Annotated in this window: 17 protein-coding genes; 11 read left to right on the forward strand and 6 right to left on the reverse strand. The window is 57.9% G+C overall.

Annotated features, from left to right (window positions below):
- The first annotated feature begins 5 nt into the window (after window positions 1–5).
- The 5 genes from ACVCAM_RS03525 (at window position 6) to ACVCAM_RS03545 (ending at window position 4,133) form a co-directional block, all read left to right on the forward strand.
- Window positions 6–703 (forward strand): IS1 family transposase gene (locus ACVCAM_RS03525; RefSeq protein ID WP_223174630.1). Its coding sequence is split into 2 segments (ribosomal slippage): window positions 6–255 and window positions 255–703, totalling 699 coding nucleotides; the frame shifts between segments, so codons are not numbered across the junction.
- A 17-nt stretch (window positions 704–720) separates the two neighbouring features.
- Window positions 721–1,284, forward strand: a complete 564-nt coding sequence (locus ACVCAM_RS03530) for a GNAT family N-acetyltransferase (protein WP_447093537.1) — start codon at window positions 721–723, stop codon at window positions 1,282–1,284.
- Between the two features lie 57 nt (window positions 1,285–1,341).
- Complete coding sequence (locus ACVCAM_RS03535; protein ID WP_191091747.1) at window positions 1,342–2,091, forward strand: 5'-nucleotidase, lipoprotein e(P4) family; 750 nt, start codon at window positions 1,342–1,344, stop codon at window positions 2,089–2,091.
- Between the two features lie 142 nt (window positions 2,092–2,233).
- Window positions 2,234–3,220 (forward strand): MBL fold metallo-hydrolase, encoded by a 987-nt coding sequence (locus ACVCAM_RS03540; protein WP_100122107.1) that lies wholly within the window; start codon window positions 2,234–2,236, stop codon window positions 3,218–3,220.
- A gap of 1 nt (window position 3,221) precedes the next feature.
- Entirely contained in the window at window positions 3,222–4,133 is a 912-nt protein-coding gene (locus ACVCAM_RS03545) for a LysR family transcriptional regulator (protein ID WP_407223361.1), read from the forward strand.
- Here the strand turns inward: ACVCAM_RS03545 and ACVCAM_RS03550 are convergent.
- The gene (locus ACVCAM_RS03550; protein WP_008501665.1) at window positions 4,124–5,008 is read right to left on the reverse strand and encodes a LysR substrate-binding domain-containing protein; all 885 of its coding nucleotides are present in this window, start codon (window positions 5,006–5,008) and stop codon (window positions 4,124–4,126) included. The two genes, ACVCAM_RS03545 and ACVCAM_RS03550, sit on opposite strands and share 10 nt — an antisense overlap.
- 113 nt (window positions 5,009–5,121) lie before the next feature.
- Between ACVCAM_RS03550 and ACVCAM_RS03555 the strand changes: the two genes are divergently transcribed.
- The gene (locus tag ACVCAM_RS03555) at window positions 5,122–6,612 is read left to right on the forward strand and encodes a UbiD family decarboxylase (RefSeq protein ID WP_407223362.1); all 1,491 of its coding nucleotides are present in this window, start codon (window positions 5,122–5,124) and stop codon (window positions 6,610–6,612) included.
- 25 nt (window positions 6,613–6,637) lie between these two features.
- On the opposite strand, the gene ACVCAM_RS03560 is transcribed toward ACVCAM_RS03555, so the two are convergent.
- The 5 genes from ACVCAM_RS03560 to opgC are packed head-to-tail and all read right to left on the reverse strand — an operon-like array spanning window position 6,638 to window position 10,744.
- The gene (locus tag ACVCAM_RS03560; RefSeq protein WP_021240154.1) at window positions 6,638–7,063 is read right to left on the reverse strand and encodes an ATP-binding protein; all 426 of its coding nucleotides are present in this window, start codon (window positions 7,061–7,063) and stop codon (window positions 6,638–6,640) included.
- On the reverse strand, window positions 7,064–7,402 hold the full coding sequence (locus tag ACVCAM_RS03565) for an STAS domain-containing protein (RefSeq protein ID WP_023292380.1): 339 nt from the start codon (window positions 7,400–7,402) through the stop codon (window positions 7,064–7,066). It abuts the gene before it with no gap.
- The gene (locus tag ACVCAM_RS03570) at window positions 7,392–8,606 is read right to left on the reverse strand and encodes a PP2C family protein-serine/threonine phosphatase (protein ID WP_032651873.1); all 1,215 of its coding nucleotides are present in this window, start codon (window positions 8,604–8,606) and stop codon (window positions 7,392–7,394) included. The genes ACVCAM_RS03565 and ACVCAM_RS03570 overlap by 11 nt, the downstream gene beginning before the upstream one ends.
- Window positions 8,607–8,615: 9 nt before the next feature.
- Window positions 8,616–9,515, reverse strand: a complete 900-nt coding sequence (locus ACVCAM_RS03575) for a hypothetical protein (RefSeq protein WP_008501670.1) — start codon at window positions 9,513–9,515, stop codon at window positions 8,616–8,618.
- A gap of 11 nt (window positions 9,516–9,526) precedes the next feature.
- The gene (gene opgC / locus ACVCAM_RS03580; protein ID WP_021240157.1) at window positions 9,527–10,744 is read right to left on the reverse strand and encodes an OpgC domain-containing protein; all 1,218 of its coding nucleotides are present in this window, start codon (window positions 10,742–10,744) and stop codon (window positions 9,527–9,529) included.
- 281 nt (window positions 10,745–11,025) lie between these two features.
- Between opgC and ACVCAM_RS03585 the strand changes: the two genes are divergently transcribed.
- The 5 genes from ACVCAM_RS03585 to ACVCAM_RS03605 are packed head-to-tail and all read left to right on the forward strand — an operon-like array spanning window position 11,026 to window position 17,504.
- Entirely contained in the window at window positions 11,026–12,843 is a 1,818-nt protein-coding gene (locus ACVCAM_RS03585) for a glycosyltransferase family 2 protein (protein WP_021240158.1), read from the forward strand.
- Window positions 12,840–14,159 carry a DUF3131 domain-containing protein gene (locus ACVCAM_RS03590; RefSeq protein WP_021240159.1) on the forward strand — a complete coding sequence of 440 codons (1,320 nt, stop codon included), beginning with the start codon at window positions 12,840–12,842 and terminating at the stop codon, window positions 14,157–14,159. The genes ACVCAM_RS03585 and ACVCAM_RS03590 overlap by 4 nt, the downstream gene beginning before the upstream one ends.
- Window positions 14,156–15,703, forward strand: coding sequence for a DUF3131 domain-containing protein (locus tag ACVCAM_RS03595; protein WP_008501674.1), 1,548 nt, complete (start codon window positions 14,156–14,158; stop codon window positions 15,701–15,703). The genes ACVCAM_RS03590 and ACVCAM_RS03595 overlap by 4 nt, the downstream gene beginning before the upstream one ends.
- Window positions 15,688–17,082 (forward strand): DUF3131 domain-containing protein, encoded by a 1,395-nt coding sequence (locus tag ACVCAM_RS03600; RefSeq protein ID WP_070532120.1) that lies wholly within the window; start codon window positions 15,688–15,690, stop codon window positions 17,080–17,082. The genes ACVCAM_RS03595 and ACVCAM_RS03600 overlap by 16 nt, the downstream gene beginning before the upstream one ends.
- A complete protein-coding gene (locus ACVCAM_RS03605) occupies window positions 17,079–17,504 on the forward strand; it encodes a hypothetical protein (protein WP_058654460.1) in 426 nt (141 codons plus the stop codon). The genes ACVCAM_RS03600 and ACVCAM_RS03605 overlap by 4 nt, the downstream gene beginning before the upstream one ends.
- The last annotated feature ends 7 nt before the right edge of the window (window positions 17,505–17,511 follow it).

A 17,511-nucleotide genomic window follows, 5' to 3' on the forward strand; every position in this document is an offset into this window, starting at 1 on the left:
CTCCCGTGGCTTCAGTCTCCGTCTGCTGTCCCTCCTGTTCCGCTACTGAAGGCGTGATGCGTAATGGCAAAAGTACTGCCGGGCATCAACGTTATCTCTGCTCTCACTGCCGTAAAACATGGCAGCTCACCTTCACTTATGCCGCTTCTCAGCCCGGTACACACCAGAAAATCATTGATATGGCTATGAACGGCGTCGGTTGCCGTGCCACCGCACGACTAATGGGCGTGGGCCTCAACACCATTTTGCGCCATTTAAAAAACTCAGGCCGCAGTCAGTAACCTCCCGGATACAGCCGGGCAGTGATGTCATTGTCTGTGCGGAGATGGACGAGCAATGGGGCTACGTCGGTGCAAAATCACGTCAGCGCTGGCTGTTTTACGCGTATGACAGGATACGCAGGGCGGTGGTAGCCCACGTTTTCGGTGAACGCACTATGGCCACACTGGAGCGTCTTCTGAGCCTGCTGTCAGTTTTTGACGTGGTGGTATGGATGACGGACGGCTGGCCGATGTATGAGTCACGTCTGAAGGGAAAACTGCACGTCATCAGTAAGCGTTACACGCAGCGAATTGAGCGACACAACCTGAATCTGAGACAGCATCTGGCAAGGCTGGGCAGGAAGTCCCTGTCGTTCTCAAAATCGGTGGAGCTGCATGACAAAGTCATCGGGCACTATCTGAACATAAAACACTATCAGTAAATTGGAGTCATTACCAGATTCGAAAAGGACTCAATACCGACTTTGCACGCCTTGAATGCTGTGACTTTTCTTTCACCATTAGCCACATTGCCCGGGAGCCGTTTATCCACTGTGATTTGCATATTGAAGCCGTGGCAGAGCCGTGGATAAAAACCTACGAACTCGACATTCAAACGCTTGAAAATCACTGCGTTAATCCGGACGCCATATTTCTTGTCGCGGAAACGGACGACGGTGAAATAGCCGGATTTATTACCGCGTCAGTCGGCTGGAATAAATTTATTTCAGTGGATTATATTGCCGTTGAGCGCACCAAACGCAGAACCGGCGCCGCGCATAAATTAATGGCCGCCGCGCACGTGTGGGCCCGCAGCGTAAACGCGCCGGGATTACGGCTTGAAACACAAAATGTGAACGTCTCTGCCTGCCTGTTTTACCGTCACTATGGATTTACCCTGGGCGGATACGATCGTTATCTCTACAACGCCCTACCGGAAAAAGACGAGGTCGCTCTGTTCTGGTATTACATGCTGGTCTTGCGGAAACACATTGCCACATCACGGTCATATTTCTGTCACTGAATTTCATTACGCTTTCGGGATTTTAACCACGGTGTTGAGGAAAGAAGTGTGAATTCAATGGCTAAGGCATTACTGCTGGCATTACCGGTTTTGAGTGCAACGGCAGCGGCGACGGCCGCGGAGCACGACCTGTGTGAACCGAAAGCGTACGAAATGGCGCTGCGCTATCAGCAGAAATCGGCAGAGATTATGGCCCTTCAGCTGCAAACCTATCGGTTTGCCACCGAGCGTTTCAACGAAAAGTTAAAGGATCTGAAAACGCCCGAAAATTACGCCGTGGTAATGGACCTGGATGAAACGGTACTGGATAACACCCCTCTGCTGGTGCGCGACATGGAGCAGTGTCACGACTATACGAAATGGGACACCTGGAGCGACTGGGAGAAACAGGGAAAACCCGGCTTAATTCCGGGGGCGAAAGCGTTTCTTGACCACGTGAATCAAAGCAAGGTCCGCATCTACTATGTCTCGGATCGTATGCAGGAAAACAAAGCCGACACGCTGAAGACGTTAAACGCTCTCGGCCTGCCGCAGGTATCTGACGAAAGCGTGCTGCTGGATACGGTCAGCAAGGAAGAGCGCCGTCAGAGCATCCTCAAAAAGCAGCAGATCGTGATGCTGTTCGGTGACAGCCTGCCGGATTTCGCCGTGCAGTTTAAAAACAAAAAGCCGAGCGAGCAGCAGCGTGAACTGGTTGAGGCCAGCGCGGAACACTTCGGCAACGACTGGATTGTGCTGCCTAATGCCGCTTATGGCTCATGGTCCAAAGCCACGCCGGACAGCTGGAACGCGCCGCTGAAAAAATAATGTCTTACGGGCCGGGAAAGCTATCGCGCGCCTTCCCGGCCCTTCGGTTTCCTATCCATCCCGTTTATAGGTCCTATCATTTCTGAGCAGGTTCTTATAATTTTACGGAGCAGTAAGATGAGCACTTTCAAAGGAGACTCGTATGCTTACCGTGAAAAAACTTGCTCTTTCCACGCTGATTTCCAGTTCACTGCTTTTCTACCCTGCGCTCCAGGCCTCTGCAGAAACGCCGCAGCACGTCGTTAAACAACCGGCGGGCGGTTACAGCGTGCAGGTCGGCGACGTGCTTGTCACCTCGTTTACCGACGGGACCGTCGCGCAAGATCTGCACAAGCTGCTGCGCCGGACAACGCCGCAAAATATTGATGCGCTGCTCGCAAAAAATTTCCAGACCAACCCGGCTGAGGTCTCCATCAACGCGTTTCTGATTGCGATACCCGGACATAAAATCCTGGTGGATACCGGCTCGGGCCAGCTCTTTGGTCCTGATACCGGCGGACGTCTGGTTGAGAGCCTCGCCACGCAGGGAATAAAACCCGAGGACATCACTGAAGTCCTGCTGACCCACGCCCACTCCGATCATGCGGGTGGCCTGGTGAAAGACGGCAAGGTAGTGTTCAGCAACGCGCGCGTTTTCGTTGGCAAACCGGACATCGACTTTTTCTTTAACGACGACAATCAGAAGAAAACCGGCTACGGCAAGAACTACTTCGACGTCGCGCAGAAGACCTTAAAGCCCTACCTTGACGCGGGGAAAGTGGTGCCGTTTAGCGGCACATCTGAGATTCTTCCGGGGCTTACCGGCACGGTTCATCCCGGACACACGCCGGGTTCAGCCTTCTACACCCTGACAAGCAAAGGCGAGAAGATCACCTTTGTCGGCGACATCATTCACGCCGCGGCGGTCCAGTTCCCGCAGCCTGCGGTGACCATCACCTACGATGAAGATGAGAACAAAGCGGCAAGCGTACGCGAGCATGCGTTCGCTGACTTTGTGAAAAATAAGGACCTCATTGCCGCGCCCCATCTGCCTTTCCCGGGCATCGGCTATGTGACGAAAGGCGGGAAAGGCGGCTATGCCTGGGTCCCTGTGACCTATACCAACCGGGACGCCAGCAGCGCGAAATAAGATGACGCGGATATCTGACATGGACATAGACCTGCTCCTGACGCTGGACGCCCTGCTTCAGGACAGGAACATCACCCATGCGGCCGCGCGGCTGGGCATCAGCCAGCCCGCGTTGTCCGCTCGTCTCGCGCGTCTGCGCACGCTGTTTGGCGAACCGCTGTTCATTCCCTCCCCGCATGGACGCGGGGTATTGCCCACGCCGCGCGCGGAAGCGCTCAGGCCGCAGGTGACAGGCGTGCTGCGCGGCATCAGCGCGATGTTTGCGCCCACCGCGTTTGACGCGCAAACCAGCAGCCGGACATTTGTCATCGCGCTGCATGAAAACCCGGCGCTGATGCTCGGCACCGCGCTGCTTAACCAGGTGGGTGCCGATGCTCCCGGTATTCGCCTGCGCTTCGCCCTGCCCGAGATGGCCGAACTGCCGCAGCAGCTGGAGAACGGCGATGTGGATCTCTACATCGGCGTAAGCGCGGGCGCCCATGACGGATGGGTGAGGCGCAAACTTCTCGACGACACGTTTGCCACCGCCCAGCGAAAAGGCCATCCGCGCGGAACGGGTGCGTTAGATCTGGAGATCTACTGCGCGCTTTCCCATCTGGTGGTGTCGTCGGCGGGCGATCCGTTTACCGGATTTGTCGACCAAACCCTCGCCGGGCTGTGCTATCAGCGACACGTTGCCATGTCCACCCAGAGCTACGCTATGGCGCCTGCGCTGGTTGCCGGTACCGACCTGGTGTGCACCCTGCCGGAACGGATGCTGAAGCAGTTTGCCAGCACGCTGGATCTCTTTGCACCACCGCTGCCGCTCCAGCCCATTACCATCAACATGTACTGGCACCCGAAAAACAGCCAGGATCCGGCGAACGCCTGGCTGCGCGAGCAGCTCCTGCGGGCAGCAGGACGTCAGGTGTGATCGAGCGTAACCAGAAACTTTTTTAGCACTTCTGAACGAATAATCCGGTGGCAAACCAGGGTGAGTTCGCTCTCCCGCAGCCGGTCAAGGATGTCCACGTAGACGACGTTCTCGACGCTCACCGCCTTTGCCGACGCGGGCAGCAGCGCCAGCCCAAACCCTGCCGAAACCAGGCTGATGACCGTGGGCACGTCGGTCGCGTTTTGCACCACGTCCGGCTGAAAGCCCGCCCCGCTGCAGGCGTCATAGAAGTACTGCTCCAGCCCCATTCCCTCCGGGTCGCGCAGGGAGATCCATTTTTCGTCTTTCACCGACGAAAGCGTCAGCGCGGCGGACCCGGCCAGCGGATGCTGACGATACAGCGCCAGCACCGTTTTCTCCGAGGCGAACGGGCGGCTTTGCAGATCGTCCGGCAGCGACGGCAGCGGCGCGCGGATGATGGCCACATCCAGCTGGTTGCTCTGCACGGCGGCGTAGAGCGTCTGCACGTTTCCCGTCATCAGCGACATGGTAATGGCGGGCCAGCGGCTGTGCATCTGGCGCAGCGCGGCGGGCAGCCTGCCGTCAAACATCGCGCTCGACACGCACCCGAGGTTTAACACACCCTGCTCGCCCCGTGCCGTTTGTCTGGCGTCCAGCACCGCCTGTTCGGTCAGCGAGATGGCAAGCCGGGCTTTCACGAGAAATGCTTCGCCCGCGGGCGTCAGGGTCAAGCGGCGGTTCGCCCGGCTGAAAAGCGTGACGCCTAAACGTTCTTCCAGGGCCTTTATCTGCTGGCTCAGCGCCGGCTGCGCCATGTTCAGACGCTCGGCGGCCCGGTGCATATGGAGCTCTTCGGCCACGACGATGAAGTGGCGCATCTGGCGAAACTGCACGAGACGACCTCCTGAATTGATATTAATTTACTTATCAATTTAACAGTAATGATGCAATTGATGCTATTGGTCATTGCCATAAAAATGGAGGTATTCAACCGAGGGAGGAAAATATGGAAAACCAGATTAACGATCTCCGCAGCGCCATCGCCTTACTGCAGCGCCACGAAGGGCAGTACATTGAAACCGATCGTCCGGTCGATCCCAATGCGGAGCTGGCGGGCATCTACCGCCATATTGGCGCAGGCGGCACGGTCAAACGTCCGACCCGCACGGGCCCGGCGATGATGTTCAACAGCGTGAAGGGCTATCCGCACTCCCGCATCCTGGTGGGCATGCACGCCAGCCGCGAGCGCGCGGCGCTGCTGTTGGGCTGCGAGCCCTCTGAACTGGCAAAGCACGTCGGCCAGGCAGTCAAAAAGCCGGTTGCGCCGGTTGTCGTCCCGGCCTCGCAGGCCCCCTGTCAGGAGCAGGTCTTTTACGCTGACGATCCTGACTTCGACCTGCGCAAGCTGCTGCCGGCCCCGACCAACACGCCGATTGATGCGGGTCCGTTCTTCTGTCTGGGGCTGGTGCTGGCAAGCGATCCGGAAGACAGCTCGCTGACGGATGTCACCATCCACCGCCTCTGCGTTCAGGAGCGCGACGAGCTTTCCATGTTCCTTGCCGCCGGGCGCCATATCGAAGTCTTCCGCAAAAAGGCGGAGGATGCCGGAAAACCGCTGCCGGTGACGATCAACATGGGTCTCGACCCCGCCATCTACATCGGCGCGTGCTTTGAGGCCCCTACCACGCCGTTTGGCTACAACGAGCTGGGCGTCGCCGGGGCGCTGCGCCAGCAGCCGGTTGAGCTGGTGCAGGGCGTAGCGGTCAAAGAGAAAGCCATCGCGCGGGCGGAGATCATCATCGAAGGTGAACTGCTGCCGGGCGTGCGCGTGAGAGAGGATCAGCACACCAACACCGGCCACGCGATGCCGGAGTTCCCGGGCTACTGCGGCGAGGCGAACCCCTCCCTGCCTGTGATCAAAGTGAAAGCCGTGACCATGCGAAACCACGCGATCCTGCAGACGCTGGTGGGACCAGGGGAAGAACATACCACGCTGGCCGGACTGCCGACCGAGGCCAGCATCCGCAATGCCGTAGAGGAGGCTATTCCGGGCTTCCTGCAAAACGTCTATGCCCATACCGCGGGCGGCGGCAAGTTCCTCGGGATATTGCAGGTGAAAAAACGCCAGCCGTCAGACGAAGGACGTCAGGGCCAGGCGGCGCTTATCGCCTTAGCCACCTATTCGGAGCTGAAGAACATTATTCTGGTCGACGAGGACGTGGATATTTTCGACAGCGACGACATCCTGTGGGCGATGACGACGCGCATGCAGGGCGATGTGAGCATCACCAATATTCCGGGGATCCGCGGCCACCAGCTGGATCCGTCCCAGTCGCCGGATTACAGCACCTCGATTCGCGGCAACGGCATTTCCTGCAAGACGATCTTCGACTGCACGGTGCCGTGGGCGCTGAAGGATCGCTTCGAACGGGCGCCGTTTATGGAGGTTGACCCACGCCCGTGGGCGCCAGAGCTGTTTGCTGACAACACGAAATAGAAACAGCACGCGTATGGCCCGCAGGTCATACGCTGATTTTCTTTTCAAGCGTGGCAATATTTTCACCCGCCGCTCGCTCCACCGAGAAACGATCGACGCTCAGCAAAATGAGCATCAGCCCCCTGCCGCTCTCCAGCAGCGGCGAGATTTCACAAAAACGGTCTCGCCTGGCGGCCTCAAGCCGCGCCAGCGGAAACGCGTCACCCGCGTCGGTAAAAACAATGCAGACGTCGCTGTCGCGGATATCGAAGCGTACGCTGAATGTGCGCGAGGCATCCTCATGCAGCGCGTGCCGGATGATATTCGTCGCCACCTCACAGACGGCGAGATCGAGCGCGAAACGCCACTCGTCATCTACGGGAAGCGCGCTCAGCCGCGCTTCCAGCCAGCCGGCCAGCGGCGTCAGGGAACCGAGCACCGCCGGAAATTCTGCCTGCACCGGCGTCTGCATCTACTGCCCCAGCTGCGCAAGCGCGCTGCTTTTATCCGGATAGATGCGGAATATGCGGTCCATGCGGGTCAGGGTGAACATGTTCATGATCCCGGGGTTCAGGGAGCACAGCGCCATGTCGCCTTTCCCGTTCATCAGCTTAAACAACGACACCAGCATTCCCAGCCCGCTGCTGTCGATAAAATCCACTTTGCTGAAGTCGACAATCAAAGCCTTGCGATCGTCGCCAATTTCTTCCGTCACGGACGCTTTAAACGTCGCGGCAACGGAGGCATCCAGCCGCCGGACTGCGGGCGTGAGAATGTTGGCATGCGGTAGTCGTTCAGTATTAATAATCATTCTGTTCTCCCTGACGCTCGATCACGAGCAGTGAAACGTCATCGGTTAAGGCGGTCGGTTCATCACGATTTGCGTTGCGCCAGCCGGTCAGGTGGTCACCGAACCGCGCCAGGAGCTGGTCAACCGGAAGTCGCGCATGGTCATGAAGCCAGCGTTCGAGACGCTGCGGGCCAAACTGCTCGCCGCTGACGTTCTCACACTCCGTAATACCGTCACTGAATAAGCATAAGCGATCCCCCGGATTGAGGGTAAACGCGACGTCCTCCCAGCTGAGGTCAGGCATCAGCCCGACCGGCGGGCCGCCATTGCCCACGGACGTGACGGCGCTGTCTGCGTTCACAATGACGGGAGTAGGATGCCCGGCCTGACACAACACCCCTCGTCCGCTCTCGGGGTCGATCACCCCGTAGATAATGGTGAAATAGCTGGTAATGTCGCTCTCTTCACTGCAAAAGCGGCTGTTCAGGATCCTGATCACCTCCGCAGGCGACTGAATGCCGCCCTGATCGGTAAACAAAAAACGGTCTACCACCCGGCCATGTAAGAACTGACGCGCCACCGCGAGGGACATCATCGCGGCCCCCACGCCGTGACCGGACACATCCACGCAATAGAACCCAATGTGAGAATCGAGTGGAAAAATATTGAACACATCGCCTGAGACCCACGCAGACGGCATGAAAAGCCAGTCGGAAAAGTAGTTCCCAAAGCGTAAGCGGTGCGAAGGCAGCACGGAGTGCTGAACGCGCGCCGCGAGTTCAAGATCCTGTTCAATCTGATGCAACGCTTCACTCAGGCGCTTATTGTGCGCCGCGAGGGTCGCTTCCAGCGTTAAAATACGGACCCCGGCGTGCAGACGCGCCCGCAGTTCATCCTGCTCGACCGGCTTGCTTAAAAAATCATCGGCTCCGGCATCAAAGCCCTGCGTTAAATCCCCGGCATTTTCGCGTGCCGTGAGCAGAATGACATAGACGTAGTGGCCAAACTGACGGTTGCGGATGGTCTGACAGAGCGTGAGTCCGTCCATTTCCGGCATGTCCCAGTCGCTTATCACCATGCTGATCGGCTGGCTGGACAGTATTTCCAGCGCGGCGACGCCATTTTCCGCCTCGCTCACGATATACCCCCACTGGGTGAGCATTCGGGAGAGTAACCGACGATAAATCAGCGAATCTTCAACGATTAACACGTGCAGCGCCGACATACATCCCTCCTAAAGCGGTAAGAACCAGATGAGGCTCACGGTCCCTTCCCTGAATTTTGCATTCCCGTTGCCGTGCCCCGGATAGCGCGTTCCCGCATAGTTCGCGTACTGGATGGAGAACGAACCCGGCGTATAGCCGGCATAACCGAAGCTGTAGCTGTAATCGCCGTTCCAGGGCTGCTGCTGGCTGCTGTCCGGGAACCAGAATGCCGTCGCGCGAACGAAGAAATGTTGTTTGAAGGTGTAGCCGCAGCCGCCGAGCATGACGTTTTTATTTTTGCGGATGTCATCGCTGCTGAGGTCGTAGTAGCGCGGCACCCAGCTGTACCCGACCTGGCAAATGATGGAATCCCCTTTATTAATCAGGAGCGTGTTTTCGACCGGTTTCGGTAGCGAAAACTTGTAGGCCAGCGTGAAGGCGCCCTGTTCGAAATAGGTGTGTCGTCGGCTGCCCGATGTCCAGAAATGGTTATCGCCGTAGTTGCTGTAAACCAGACTGACGGTGTTGGCGTGCCAGTCATCGTAGCCGAAGCTGTAGCGAAAATCGGCGGTGTAGCGGCTGGTGTCTCTGACCGGCAGTCGGGACGTAATGTTGGCAAACCAGAAGCTGTAGGGGGAATACTGAAGGCTGAGATTCAGCGTCTGGTTAATCTTTTTCTTTTCCGTGGCGGTGTCTGAACTGTTAGGAATGCTCATCCACTGCTCTTTCAGTCCCGAGCTAAAGCTCAGCGCACCTGAGAATTTCTTGTCGTTACCCGAGAACAGGCGCCCCCAGCGGCTGGTAAAGACGCCAGCCTGAACAGGTTCACCGTTCTTATCGCGCAGGGATTCATTTTCACTGCTTTTCGCCGCCTCTGCGGCGGGGATCGCGGCGAGCAGCACGCCCGCCAGAAGCCATTTTTCGCGCATAACCGCCATCCTTAGTTAGGTATCCAGCGTGCGCCGACGTCGTATTTTGCCATCAGCCACAAAATACCCAGTGCCGCCGCATGCACTAACGTGTTCTCTATCCAGGCCTGACGCCATAAGTCGAAGGTGATGAACTGGCTCACCAGCAGCACCACGTACACATGCAAAATAAAGGTATAAAGCGAGTGCTGGCCGAGCGGGATCAGGAACCATCCCAGCAGGCGATTGAGCGGCGTCCAGCAATACGTCAGCACCAGGTAGACGGTGACCATCAGGGCAATATCGTTTAACACCCTCACCGGGCCCAGCCCGTTCTTCGCCGCCCAGGTGTGATAAAACGAATTGAAGCTGTCAGGCGGGATGATGTGCATCAGCAGCGCGGTCGGCATAAACGGGTTGGTATGGTTCTGGGCGACAAATCCCAGCACCAGCGACACCATGACCAGCGCCACTACCACCCCTTTCCCCGGAGGCGTCCGGGCGAAAGAGAGCAGTTCGGCTTTATACCAGCCGCTGGCCATGCCCAGCACAAAGATGAACTGCCAGGCGAGCAGCGGGAAGGCAAATTCGAATTCCGACGGCGTCAGCCGAAGCGGCCAGCGCTGCCACAGGCTGTACACCAGCAGCGACAGCCCCAGCAGCCACCAGACTTTTCCTTTTTGCAGCATCCCCAAAAATAGCGGGCTGAGTAGCAGTAAAAAGATATACAGCCCCAGAATTTGCGTCTGATGAGGGCCAATCTGCAAATAGAGGATAATGTTGAACCAGGTCTCTTTTATTTGCGGCGTAACCGGATAAAGCGACCAGCTTTCACCCGAAAAACGGTCGGTAAAATGGGTGACCTCGAAAACGTTAATATGTGGGATATAGGCCAGAAGAATAAACGACACTATGATAATGATATTTACACGATATATTTTCCATGCCCTGAGATAAAGCCCCCAGGAAACCGTGAGCAAAACCACTTTTTGCAGACGCGCGCGGTTCAGCATGCCAAGCATAAACCCCGAGAGAATAACAAAACCTTCTGCACCGGTTGTTAACCCAAAACGCTCCCAGGAGAATATATTAAATACCGACATCACCTCCGTATGCGCCACGACCATCATGACGAGGGCAATGCCGCGCATAAAGTCGATTCTCAGGTCCCTGGCACCTGCAACGGCATACCGCCATGCTGTTGATTTAGCGTCATCTTCTTGCGCTACCGACGGCGCAACATGGCTCATAGGGTGTCCTTTGCCTGAAAACGAAAATTAAGGTCTAAATAAAGTAGATAGCCTAAAGGAATAGTAACCGCAATTTATCGACGGCCGATGAAACATTATTAAGCAGAATTTAAGCTGAATTAACCACCGCTAAATATTAATAAAAACGTGGCTGGACACTTTTATTCGGCGTTCTACACTTATCTTAAATCTTGTTTAATCGCTATTTTCTTTCGCTTTTGGGCAACTGTCTGCGCAGCAGAATGGGTCTGCATTTTCACGGAATCAGGAACGCCGGAACTATGGATTTTTATTTTTCCCGTTTTGAACATCGTCGTCCTCCGGAACCGTTAACAACACCGCGCTGGGTCATGTTCACCTGGCAGGTGTTAGCGGTCGCGGCGCTTATTCTGGGTGCCAATTATATTTACTGGCGCTGGACCGCCTCCCTGAATACTGACGCATTATGGTATGCCATTCCGCTGGTCCTCGCCGAAACCCTGGCGTGGATTGGCACCGTGCTGTTTACCATCAATTTGTGGAAAGAACAGGATCCTCCTCAGAGTCCGCCGCCCGGCGAAATTAACGAATGCCTGTCGCCTGAGGAGGCCGTAGAGCCCCGTCCCGTCAAGGTGGATCTGTTCATTGCCACCTACTCGGAAGACACCGAGCTGGTCAGGCTGTCCATTCGCGACGCCCTGAAGATGGCGTACCCGTTCCCGATTGACTACCGCATCCACGTGCTTGATGACGGCCGCCGCCCGGAGATGAAAGCCGTTTGCGAAGAGGAAGGCGTTAACTATATCACTCGCCAGACCAACATCGGCTTTAAGGCCGGCAACCTGCGCAACGGCCTTGAGCAAACCGACGGCGATTTTATTGTTATCTGCGACGCCGACACCCGGGTATTTCCCACCCTGCTCAGCCATACGCTGGGCTATTTTCGCGATCCGGACGTGGCCTGGGTACAGACGCCGCAGTGGTTCTTCGATCTTCCGGAAGGAGAAAACCTGTCGCGCTGGGGCCAGCGAAAAGCCGGAAAAGTGGGCTACGGTCTGGGCTGGCTGATTCAAAAGTGTGTTGGCCCGATCACGATTGGCCGCGACCCGTTTTTTAACGATCCGCGCATGTTCTATGACGTGATCCTGCGGCGGCGCAACTGGGCGAACGCGGCTTTCTGCTGCGGCGCAGCGTCCATTCACCGTCGCGAGGCGGTCATGCAGGCCGCGCTGAGAAGCTATGTCTGGTCCGTCGAAGAGGAGATCCATCGTCATACGCGCGACATTCGCGATGAGGAGACCCGGGACGCGCTGCAGAATGCAATGCGTCCGCACGTGGCGTTTGACACCGAGCTTACCCCCTACAAATTCCACGTCTCGGAAGATATTTACACCTCGGTGCTGCTGCACGGTGACGCCGCACGGCGCTGGCGCTCGGTTATGCATCCGCGGGTTGAGTCGAAGATGCTCTCTCCGCAGGATATGCTCACCTGGATGATCCAGCGCTTTAAGTACGCCGCCGGTTCGCTGGATATTTTGTTTCATGACAACATCTTCAGCCGTCGCCGCTTCAGGCTTTCACTCCCCCAGACGCTGATGTATGCCACCACCTTCTGGTCTTACATGGCCTGCGTGTGGAACACGGTGTTTTTGATTTCGCCCATTATCTATCTGTTCACCGGCATTCCGCCGGTGTCCGCCTGGTCGACGCCGTTCTATCTCCACTTTCTCCCTTTTTTTATCTTCTCTGAACTGGCGTTTATGTTCGGCACCTGGGGGATCTCGGCCTGGGACGGCAGGGCCTCTTACCTCTCCTTCTTTTCCATGAACCTGCGCGCGCTCAATACGGTGCTGCGGGGCGAGCAGATCAAATTTCACGTCACGCCAAAAGAGCGGCAGACGGGCCGTTTTCTCTACCTGGTGAAGCCGCAGATTGCCATCGTGGTGCTGACCCTCGCAGGGCTTATCTGGGGCGGTATTCAGGTGGCGCGTGGGCAGGTGGACGATCCCTCCGGCTACGTCATCAATATTTTCTGGGGAGGGGTGAACATCGCCGCCATGCTGCCGCTGATTTTCGCGGCCATGTGGACGCCCGCTGAAGAGGACGAGGTCACTCAATGAGGATACGTGATGCCCTGCTGCCCGCGCGCAGCTACCTCACCATTTTGCTCGGCTTCCTGATCGGCTTTGCCATTGTGGTCTGGGTGGAGAAACAGATGCCCACGCGCGTGGAAAGCAGCGGCGGCATCGCGCTCAGTAAAGATTTCCCGCCGCTGCCCACAACACGGGCGCTGACCTATGACGAAGCCATCTGGGCGCGGGTCGCCTGGCAATACTACGTGAATAACACCCAGCCAAACGGCCTGGCGAACGCCAGCGACGGTGAACCCTGGCTGAGCCTCTGGAGCGTGGGAAGCTACCTCTTTGCGACCGCTGCCGCAGAGCAGCTCAATATCATTTCCGCCGATGAGTTTGACGAGAGGGTCAGCACCGCCGTGTTCACGCTGGGGCAACTGCCGCTCAATGACAAGGGTCTCCCCGCCGCCTATTATCATGCGGACACGCTCAAGATCCTCGGCAAACCCGACGCCTCCGCAATCGGTCTGAGCCGGCTGCTGACGGCATTACAAACCCTGCTGTGGCGCTATCCCCAGCACGCGGCGGCCATCCGCGATTTGTTGAGCGTGTGGCGCACCGCGGCGCTGATTGAAAATAACACCCAAAGCCAGGCTGCGGTGCCGCTCCACCACTGGACGCTGGCCGACGATGAACAGCGGGACACTTTTGGCTACCGTCTCTATGCCAGCCATACGCTGCGCCTGATTGACAGCGCGGCAGGACTCGCGGTGACCAACCCGCCTGAAGGGCAAAAGATGATCGATCTGGATGGCGTAATGGTGCCCGATGAAGGGCTTCGCACGCCCTGGGGCAAGCAAACCTCGCTGATCAGTCTCCCCTATCTGTTAACCGGTCTTGAACTGGGCTTTGATGCGCAGAGCGCTGAAATTGCGTGGCGGATTATGCAGATCCAGCAGCGGCGCCACGACCTGCGCGCGCCAAAACCCCCCGTCAGCACGGATTATGCCGAACCCGCGCCGGATTACGTTAACGATCTGCCGGACAGGCAGCCGGTACAGGCGCGCAACCTGCGCGACGAGGTGCCGGAGAAAGTGGCGATGACCTCCACCCGCACCGCGTTTGCCTGGTATGCCCTGTTCCGCAACAGCTGGAGCGAAGCGCTGCGCCAGCAGGTTCTGCCGCTTCAGGTGCCGGGTAAAGGCTGGCAGCGCGGGTTAAATCTCAACAACAGCGTCAATGCCGTCGTGGACGCCGATACCAATGCCATTGTGCTGGAAAGTCTGTCTTACATCGCGCATGGCCAGATGCTCTGTCTGGCCTGCCTCTACACATCCCCCTCAGCAGGAGCAACGCCATGAAGCCACGATCCCCGATCCTTTTCCACCTGCTCACGGGAATAACGATCTGCTGGCTGGCGCTATCGACCGTGCGTGCGGATACCGAGCTTCCTGCATCAGGTTACTCCCCGCGCAGCGGCGAGCTGACGGCCCGGGAGATGACCATCGCCAAAAACGCCTGGCAGTATTTCGTCACCAACTATCAGCCCACGACGGGCCTAGTGAATGCGGTCAACAAATATCCCTCCACCACCATGTGGGACAGCGCCTCCTATCTGGCCGCCCTGACGGCGGCGCGCGAGCTGGGGATCATTGATAAAGCGGAATTTGACCGCCGGATGCTGAAGTTTCTCGCCACGTTAAACACCCTGGTGCTGTTCCGCAACGAGCTGCCCAACAAGGCCTATAACACCATCAGCGGCCAGAAGGTGGACTACACCAACAAGCCCGGCGAAATTGGCTTCTCGGCGCTGGATATCGGGCGAATGCTGGTCTGGCTGAAAATCATCAAGGAGCGTTACCCGGAATACGGCAACAGCATTGATAACGTGGTGCTCGGCTGGGATTTCAGCCACGCGATCGACCCCTGCGGCACGCTGTACGGGGCCTATCTGGAGAACGGCCAGCCGAAGTACGTTCAGGAAGGTCGACTGGGCTATGAAGAGTACGGCGCGGCCGGTTTCCAGCTGTGGGGGTTTAATACCTGCAAAGCCAGCCGTCCGCAGCCTTACGAGCTGGCCGAGATCTACTGCGTGCTGGTCCCGTACGATACGCGCGACCCGCGCAACACGTCGCAGCATAACTACGTGGTGACGGAATCCTACCTGCTCTACGGGCTGGAGTTCGGCTTTGATAAACCGACCGACCGGGATAACGCCCCGCGCGACTACTCCCTGACGTGGATGAAAAACTTTGCCGACCGCGTTTATCAGGCTCAGGAGAACCGCTATACCATTACCGGCGTCCTGACCGCGCGCTCCGAGCACCAGCTCGATAAGGCCCCTTACTTCGTCTATGACACCGTCTTCAGCGACGGGTACAACTGGAACACCATTACCGATAAAGGCCAGTTCGTCCCTAACGCTGCCGCGATTTCGCTGAAGGCGGCGCTGGGCATGTGGGTGCTGTGGAACTCCCCCTATACCGACCGCCTGCTGAACACCATTGAGAATGCCAACGAAGAGGGAAAAGGCTACTACGAAGGGCTGTATGAAAACGGCGACGGGCCGATCAAAGAGTTCACCGCGAACAATAACGGCATCATGCTGGAGGCCCTGTTGTTCAAAAAAGAGGGGAAACTGCTGGCCTTCAACACCGACAACCCGAAGAGCAAGGATTTTGCCCCGTCTCTGTGGGATCGAAAGCTGCTCGATCAGTTTGAAGAGAATAACGCGCTGCGCAGCCGCCCGTTCCTTGCCAGCACCCCGGCCGTAAAAAGCTGGTGCGACCGGACCGGCGTCACGCAGCGCACCAAACCCGCCTGCCAGGCCTGTCAGTGCGCGTCATGCAGCGTGGACGAGCCCGTTAAACTGCCTCCGGTGACTGCGCAATGCTTAAAACCATAGCCAGAGGGCTTGCGGGATTACTCCTTGCAGGCGCGATCGTCTTTGCGCTGTTTGCCCATCAGGGCGCAGGCTGGCGCTGGCTCATCAGTGGCGGCTGGCACTCCAGCGCGCGCATTGCCGCCCTGACGCCGGAAGAGCAGACGTGGGCGGCGATCGCCTGGCGCTATTTCGTCAATAATACCCAGCCGCAAACCGGGCTGGTCAACGGCAGCGACAAACAGCCCCGCGTCACGCTCTGGCAAATGGGCGATACGCTTATCGCCCTGCTGGCGGCCAAAGAGCTGGGGCTGATTGAGGAGGCCGAGTATGACGCTCGCCTGACGCGGCTGATGGGCACCCTCAACCGCATGATGCTGACCGAGGCCCGGACGCCCGGTCGACTCTATTCCAGCCAGACGGCGACGCCGATCGACTTTAGCGGCAAGCCCGTTAAAAATGGCTGGTCAGCGCGCGACATGGCGCGTCTGATGCTCGCCCTGCGCCTCACCGCAGAGCGGGAACCGCAGTACAGCGAATACCTCGATAAAATCATCCTGCGCTGGAATTTCTGTCCGGTTATCGATCGTGAAGGCGAACTGTGGTCATCTTCCCTGCAAAACGGCCAGCCGGTGGTGCGCGATGAGCTGCGCCTGGGCGAGAGCGAATATGCCGCAACGGCGTTTCAGCTGTGGGGGTTTTCCCCGGAGAAAGCGTTTACCCCCCCGGCGCACCACGTCATCATCGCCCAGCGGCGTCTGGCCGTCGATGCCCGGGATCCGCGCACCACGTGGCAGCCCTCCCTGATCACCACCCTTCCCTATATGCTGCCGGGCCTGGAGTTTGGCTGGGAGCCCGAAGGCGTTGCGGCCGATCGGCAAAAGCGTCTGCGCAAGCAGGCCGAAAACGTCTGGCTGAGCCAGAAGAGCCGCTGGGAGACCGATAAAATCCTGACGGCCAGGGCAGATTTCTCGCTCCCGCAGGCACCCTGGCATATCCAGGATACGGTCTGGGGAAATGGCTATGCCTGGAACTCTGTCGGTGACGATGGCCGGGACTACACCCGTTTCGCGCAGGTGTCGACCAAAGCGGTCTTTGCCCTGTGGGCCCTGTGGGACACCCCGTACACCGACGTGCTGATGGCGGTGACAAAGCATCTTAACGATCCGCAAAAAGGCTGGTACGAAGGCCGACAGGAAGCCACGGGCGATACTAACGCTGCGCTCACCCTTTCCACCAATGCCACGGTGCTGGAAGCCCTGTTCTTCAAACACAACGCGGGCCCCCTGTTTGACGCCCGCCGGGCTAAAAAAGAGAGCTACTTTACGCGCCGTGTGGCAGATGACTATACGCCCGTCGGGCACTGTCTACCGGGCGAAAACGCAGTAAGGAGGACGCCGTGAAATTTTACCGCGATCTGTTTGAATCCAGTCTGAACCGCGTCTTTCCGGATAATGATAAAACGGCGTTTTTTCAGACGTTCTATGACGCCTTCGTCCATATGTCACCCGAGACGGAGCAGCATTTTTCTCGCCTGCCGGATACCGAGGGTCAGCAGACTCTGTTTAAGAGTTTCTTCGCCATGCTTGCGGTAGACGGCGCGTTAATCGTGCCTGATTTTCTCGAGCGCCTGGCGCGGGAGCAAAGTGACGACGGTCTCCACCTGCCCCCGCGTTTTTTCGCCCTGTGGCGCGAAGCGATGTTGAACACCGTGAGCCTGCGCGATCCGCAGTGCGACGATGAGATCCTGACGGCCTGGGCCATGGCGATCGCGCCCGGGCTGGAATACCTGCGCCGACAGGCAGAACTGCACTACCGCGCGTAGGAGGATC

The sequence above is a fragment of the Enterobacter sp. CFEC122 genome (assembly GCF_052983755.1).

Excerpts from the sequence above, each read along its gene's own strand:
- ACVCAM_RS03535 (WP_191091747.1), top strand. The coding sequence starts at position 1,342 with ATGGCTAAGGCATTACTGCTGGCATTACCGGTTTTGAGTGCAACGGCA.
- ACVCAM_RS03540 (WP_100122107.1), top strand. The coding sequence starts at position 2,234 with ATGCTTACCGTGAAAAAACTTGCTCTTTCCACGCTGATTTCCAGTTCA.
- ACVCAM_RS03545 (WP_407223361.1), top strand. The coding sequence starts at position 3,222 with ATGACGCGGATATCTGACATGGACATAGACCTGCTCCTGACGCTGGAC.
- ACVCAM_RS03555 (WP_407223362.1), top strand. The coding sequence starts at position 5,122 with ATGGAAAACCAGATTAACGATCTCCGCAGCGCCATCGCCTTACTGCAG.
- ACVCAM_RS03560 (WP_021240154.1), bottom strand. The coding sequence starts at position 7,063 with ATGCAGACGCCGGTGCAGGCAGAATTTCCGGCGGTGCTCGGTTCCCTG.
- ACVCAM_RS03565 (WP_023292380.1), bottom strand. The coding sequence starts at position 7,402 with ATGATTATTAATACTGAACGACTACCGCATGCCAACATTCTCACGCCC.
- ACVCAM_RS03570 (WP_032651873.1), bottom strand. The coding sequence starts at position 8,606 with ATGTCGGCGCTGCACGTGTTAATCGTTGAAGATTCGCTGATTTATCGT.
- ACVCAM_RS03575 (WP_008501670.1), bottom strand. The coding sequence starts at position 9,515 with ATGCGCGAAAAATGGCTTCTGGCGGGCGTGCTGCTCGCCGCGATCCCC.
- opgC (WP_021240157.1), bottom strand. The coding sequence starts at position 10,744 with ATGAGCCATGTTGCGCCGTCGGTAGCGCAAGAAGATGACGCTAAATCA.
- ACVCAM_RS03585 (WP_021240158.1), top strand. The coding sequence starts at position 11,026 with ATGGATTTTTATTTTTCCCGTTTTGAACATCGTCGTCCTCCGGAACCG.
- ACVCAM_RS03590 (WP_021240159.1), top strand. The coding sequence starts at position 12,840 with ATGAGGATACGTGATGCCCTGCTGCCCGCGCGCAGCTACCTCACCATT.
- ACVCAM_RS03595 (WP_008501674.1), top strand. The coding sequence starts at position 14,156 with ATGAAGCCACGATCCCCGATCCTTTTCCACCTGCTCACGGGAATAACG.
- ACVCAM_RS03600 (WP_070532120.1), top strand. The coding sequence starts at position 15,688 with ATGCTTAAAACCATAGCCAGAGGGCTTGCGGGATTACTCCTTGCAGGC.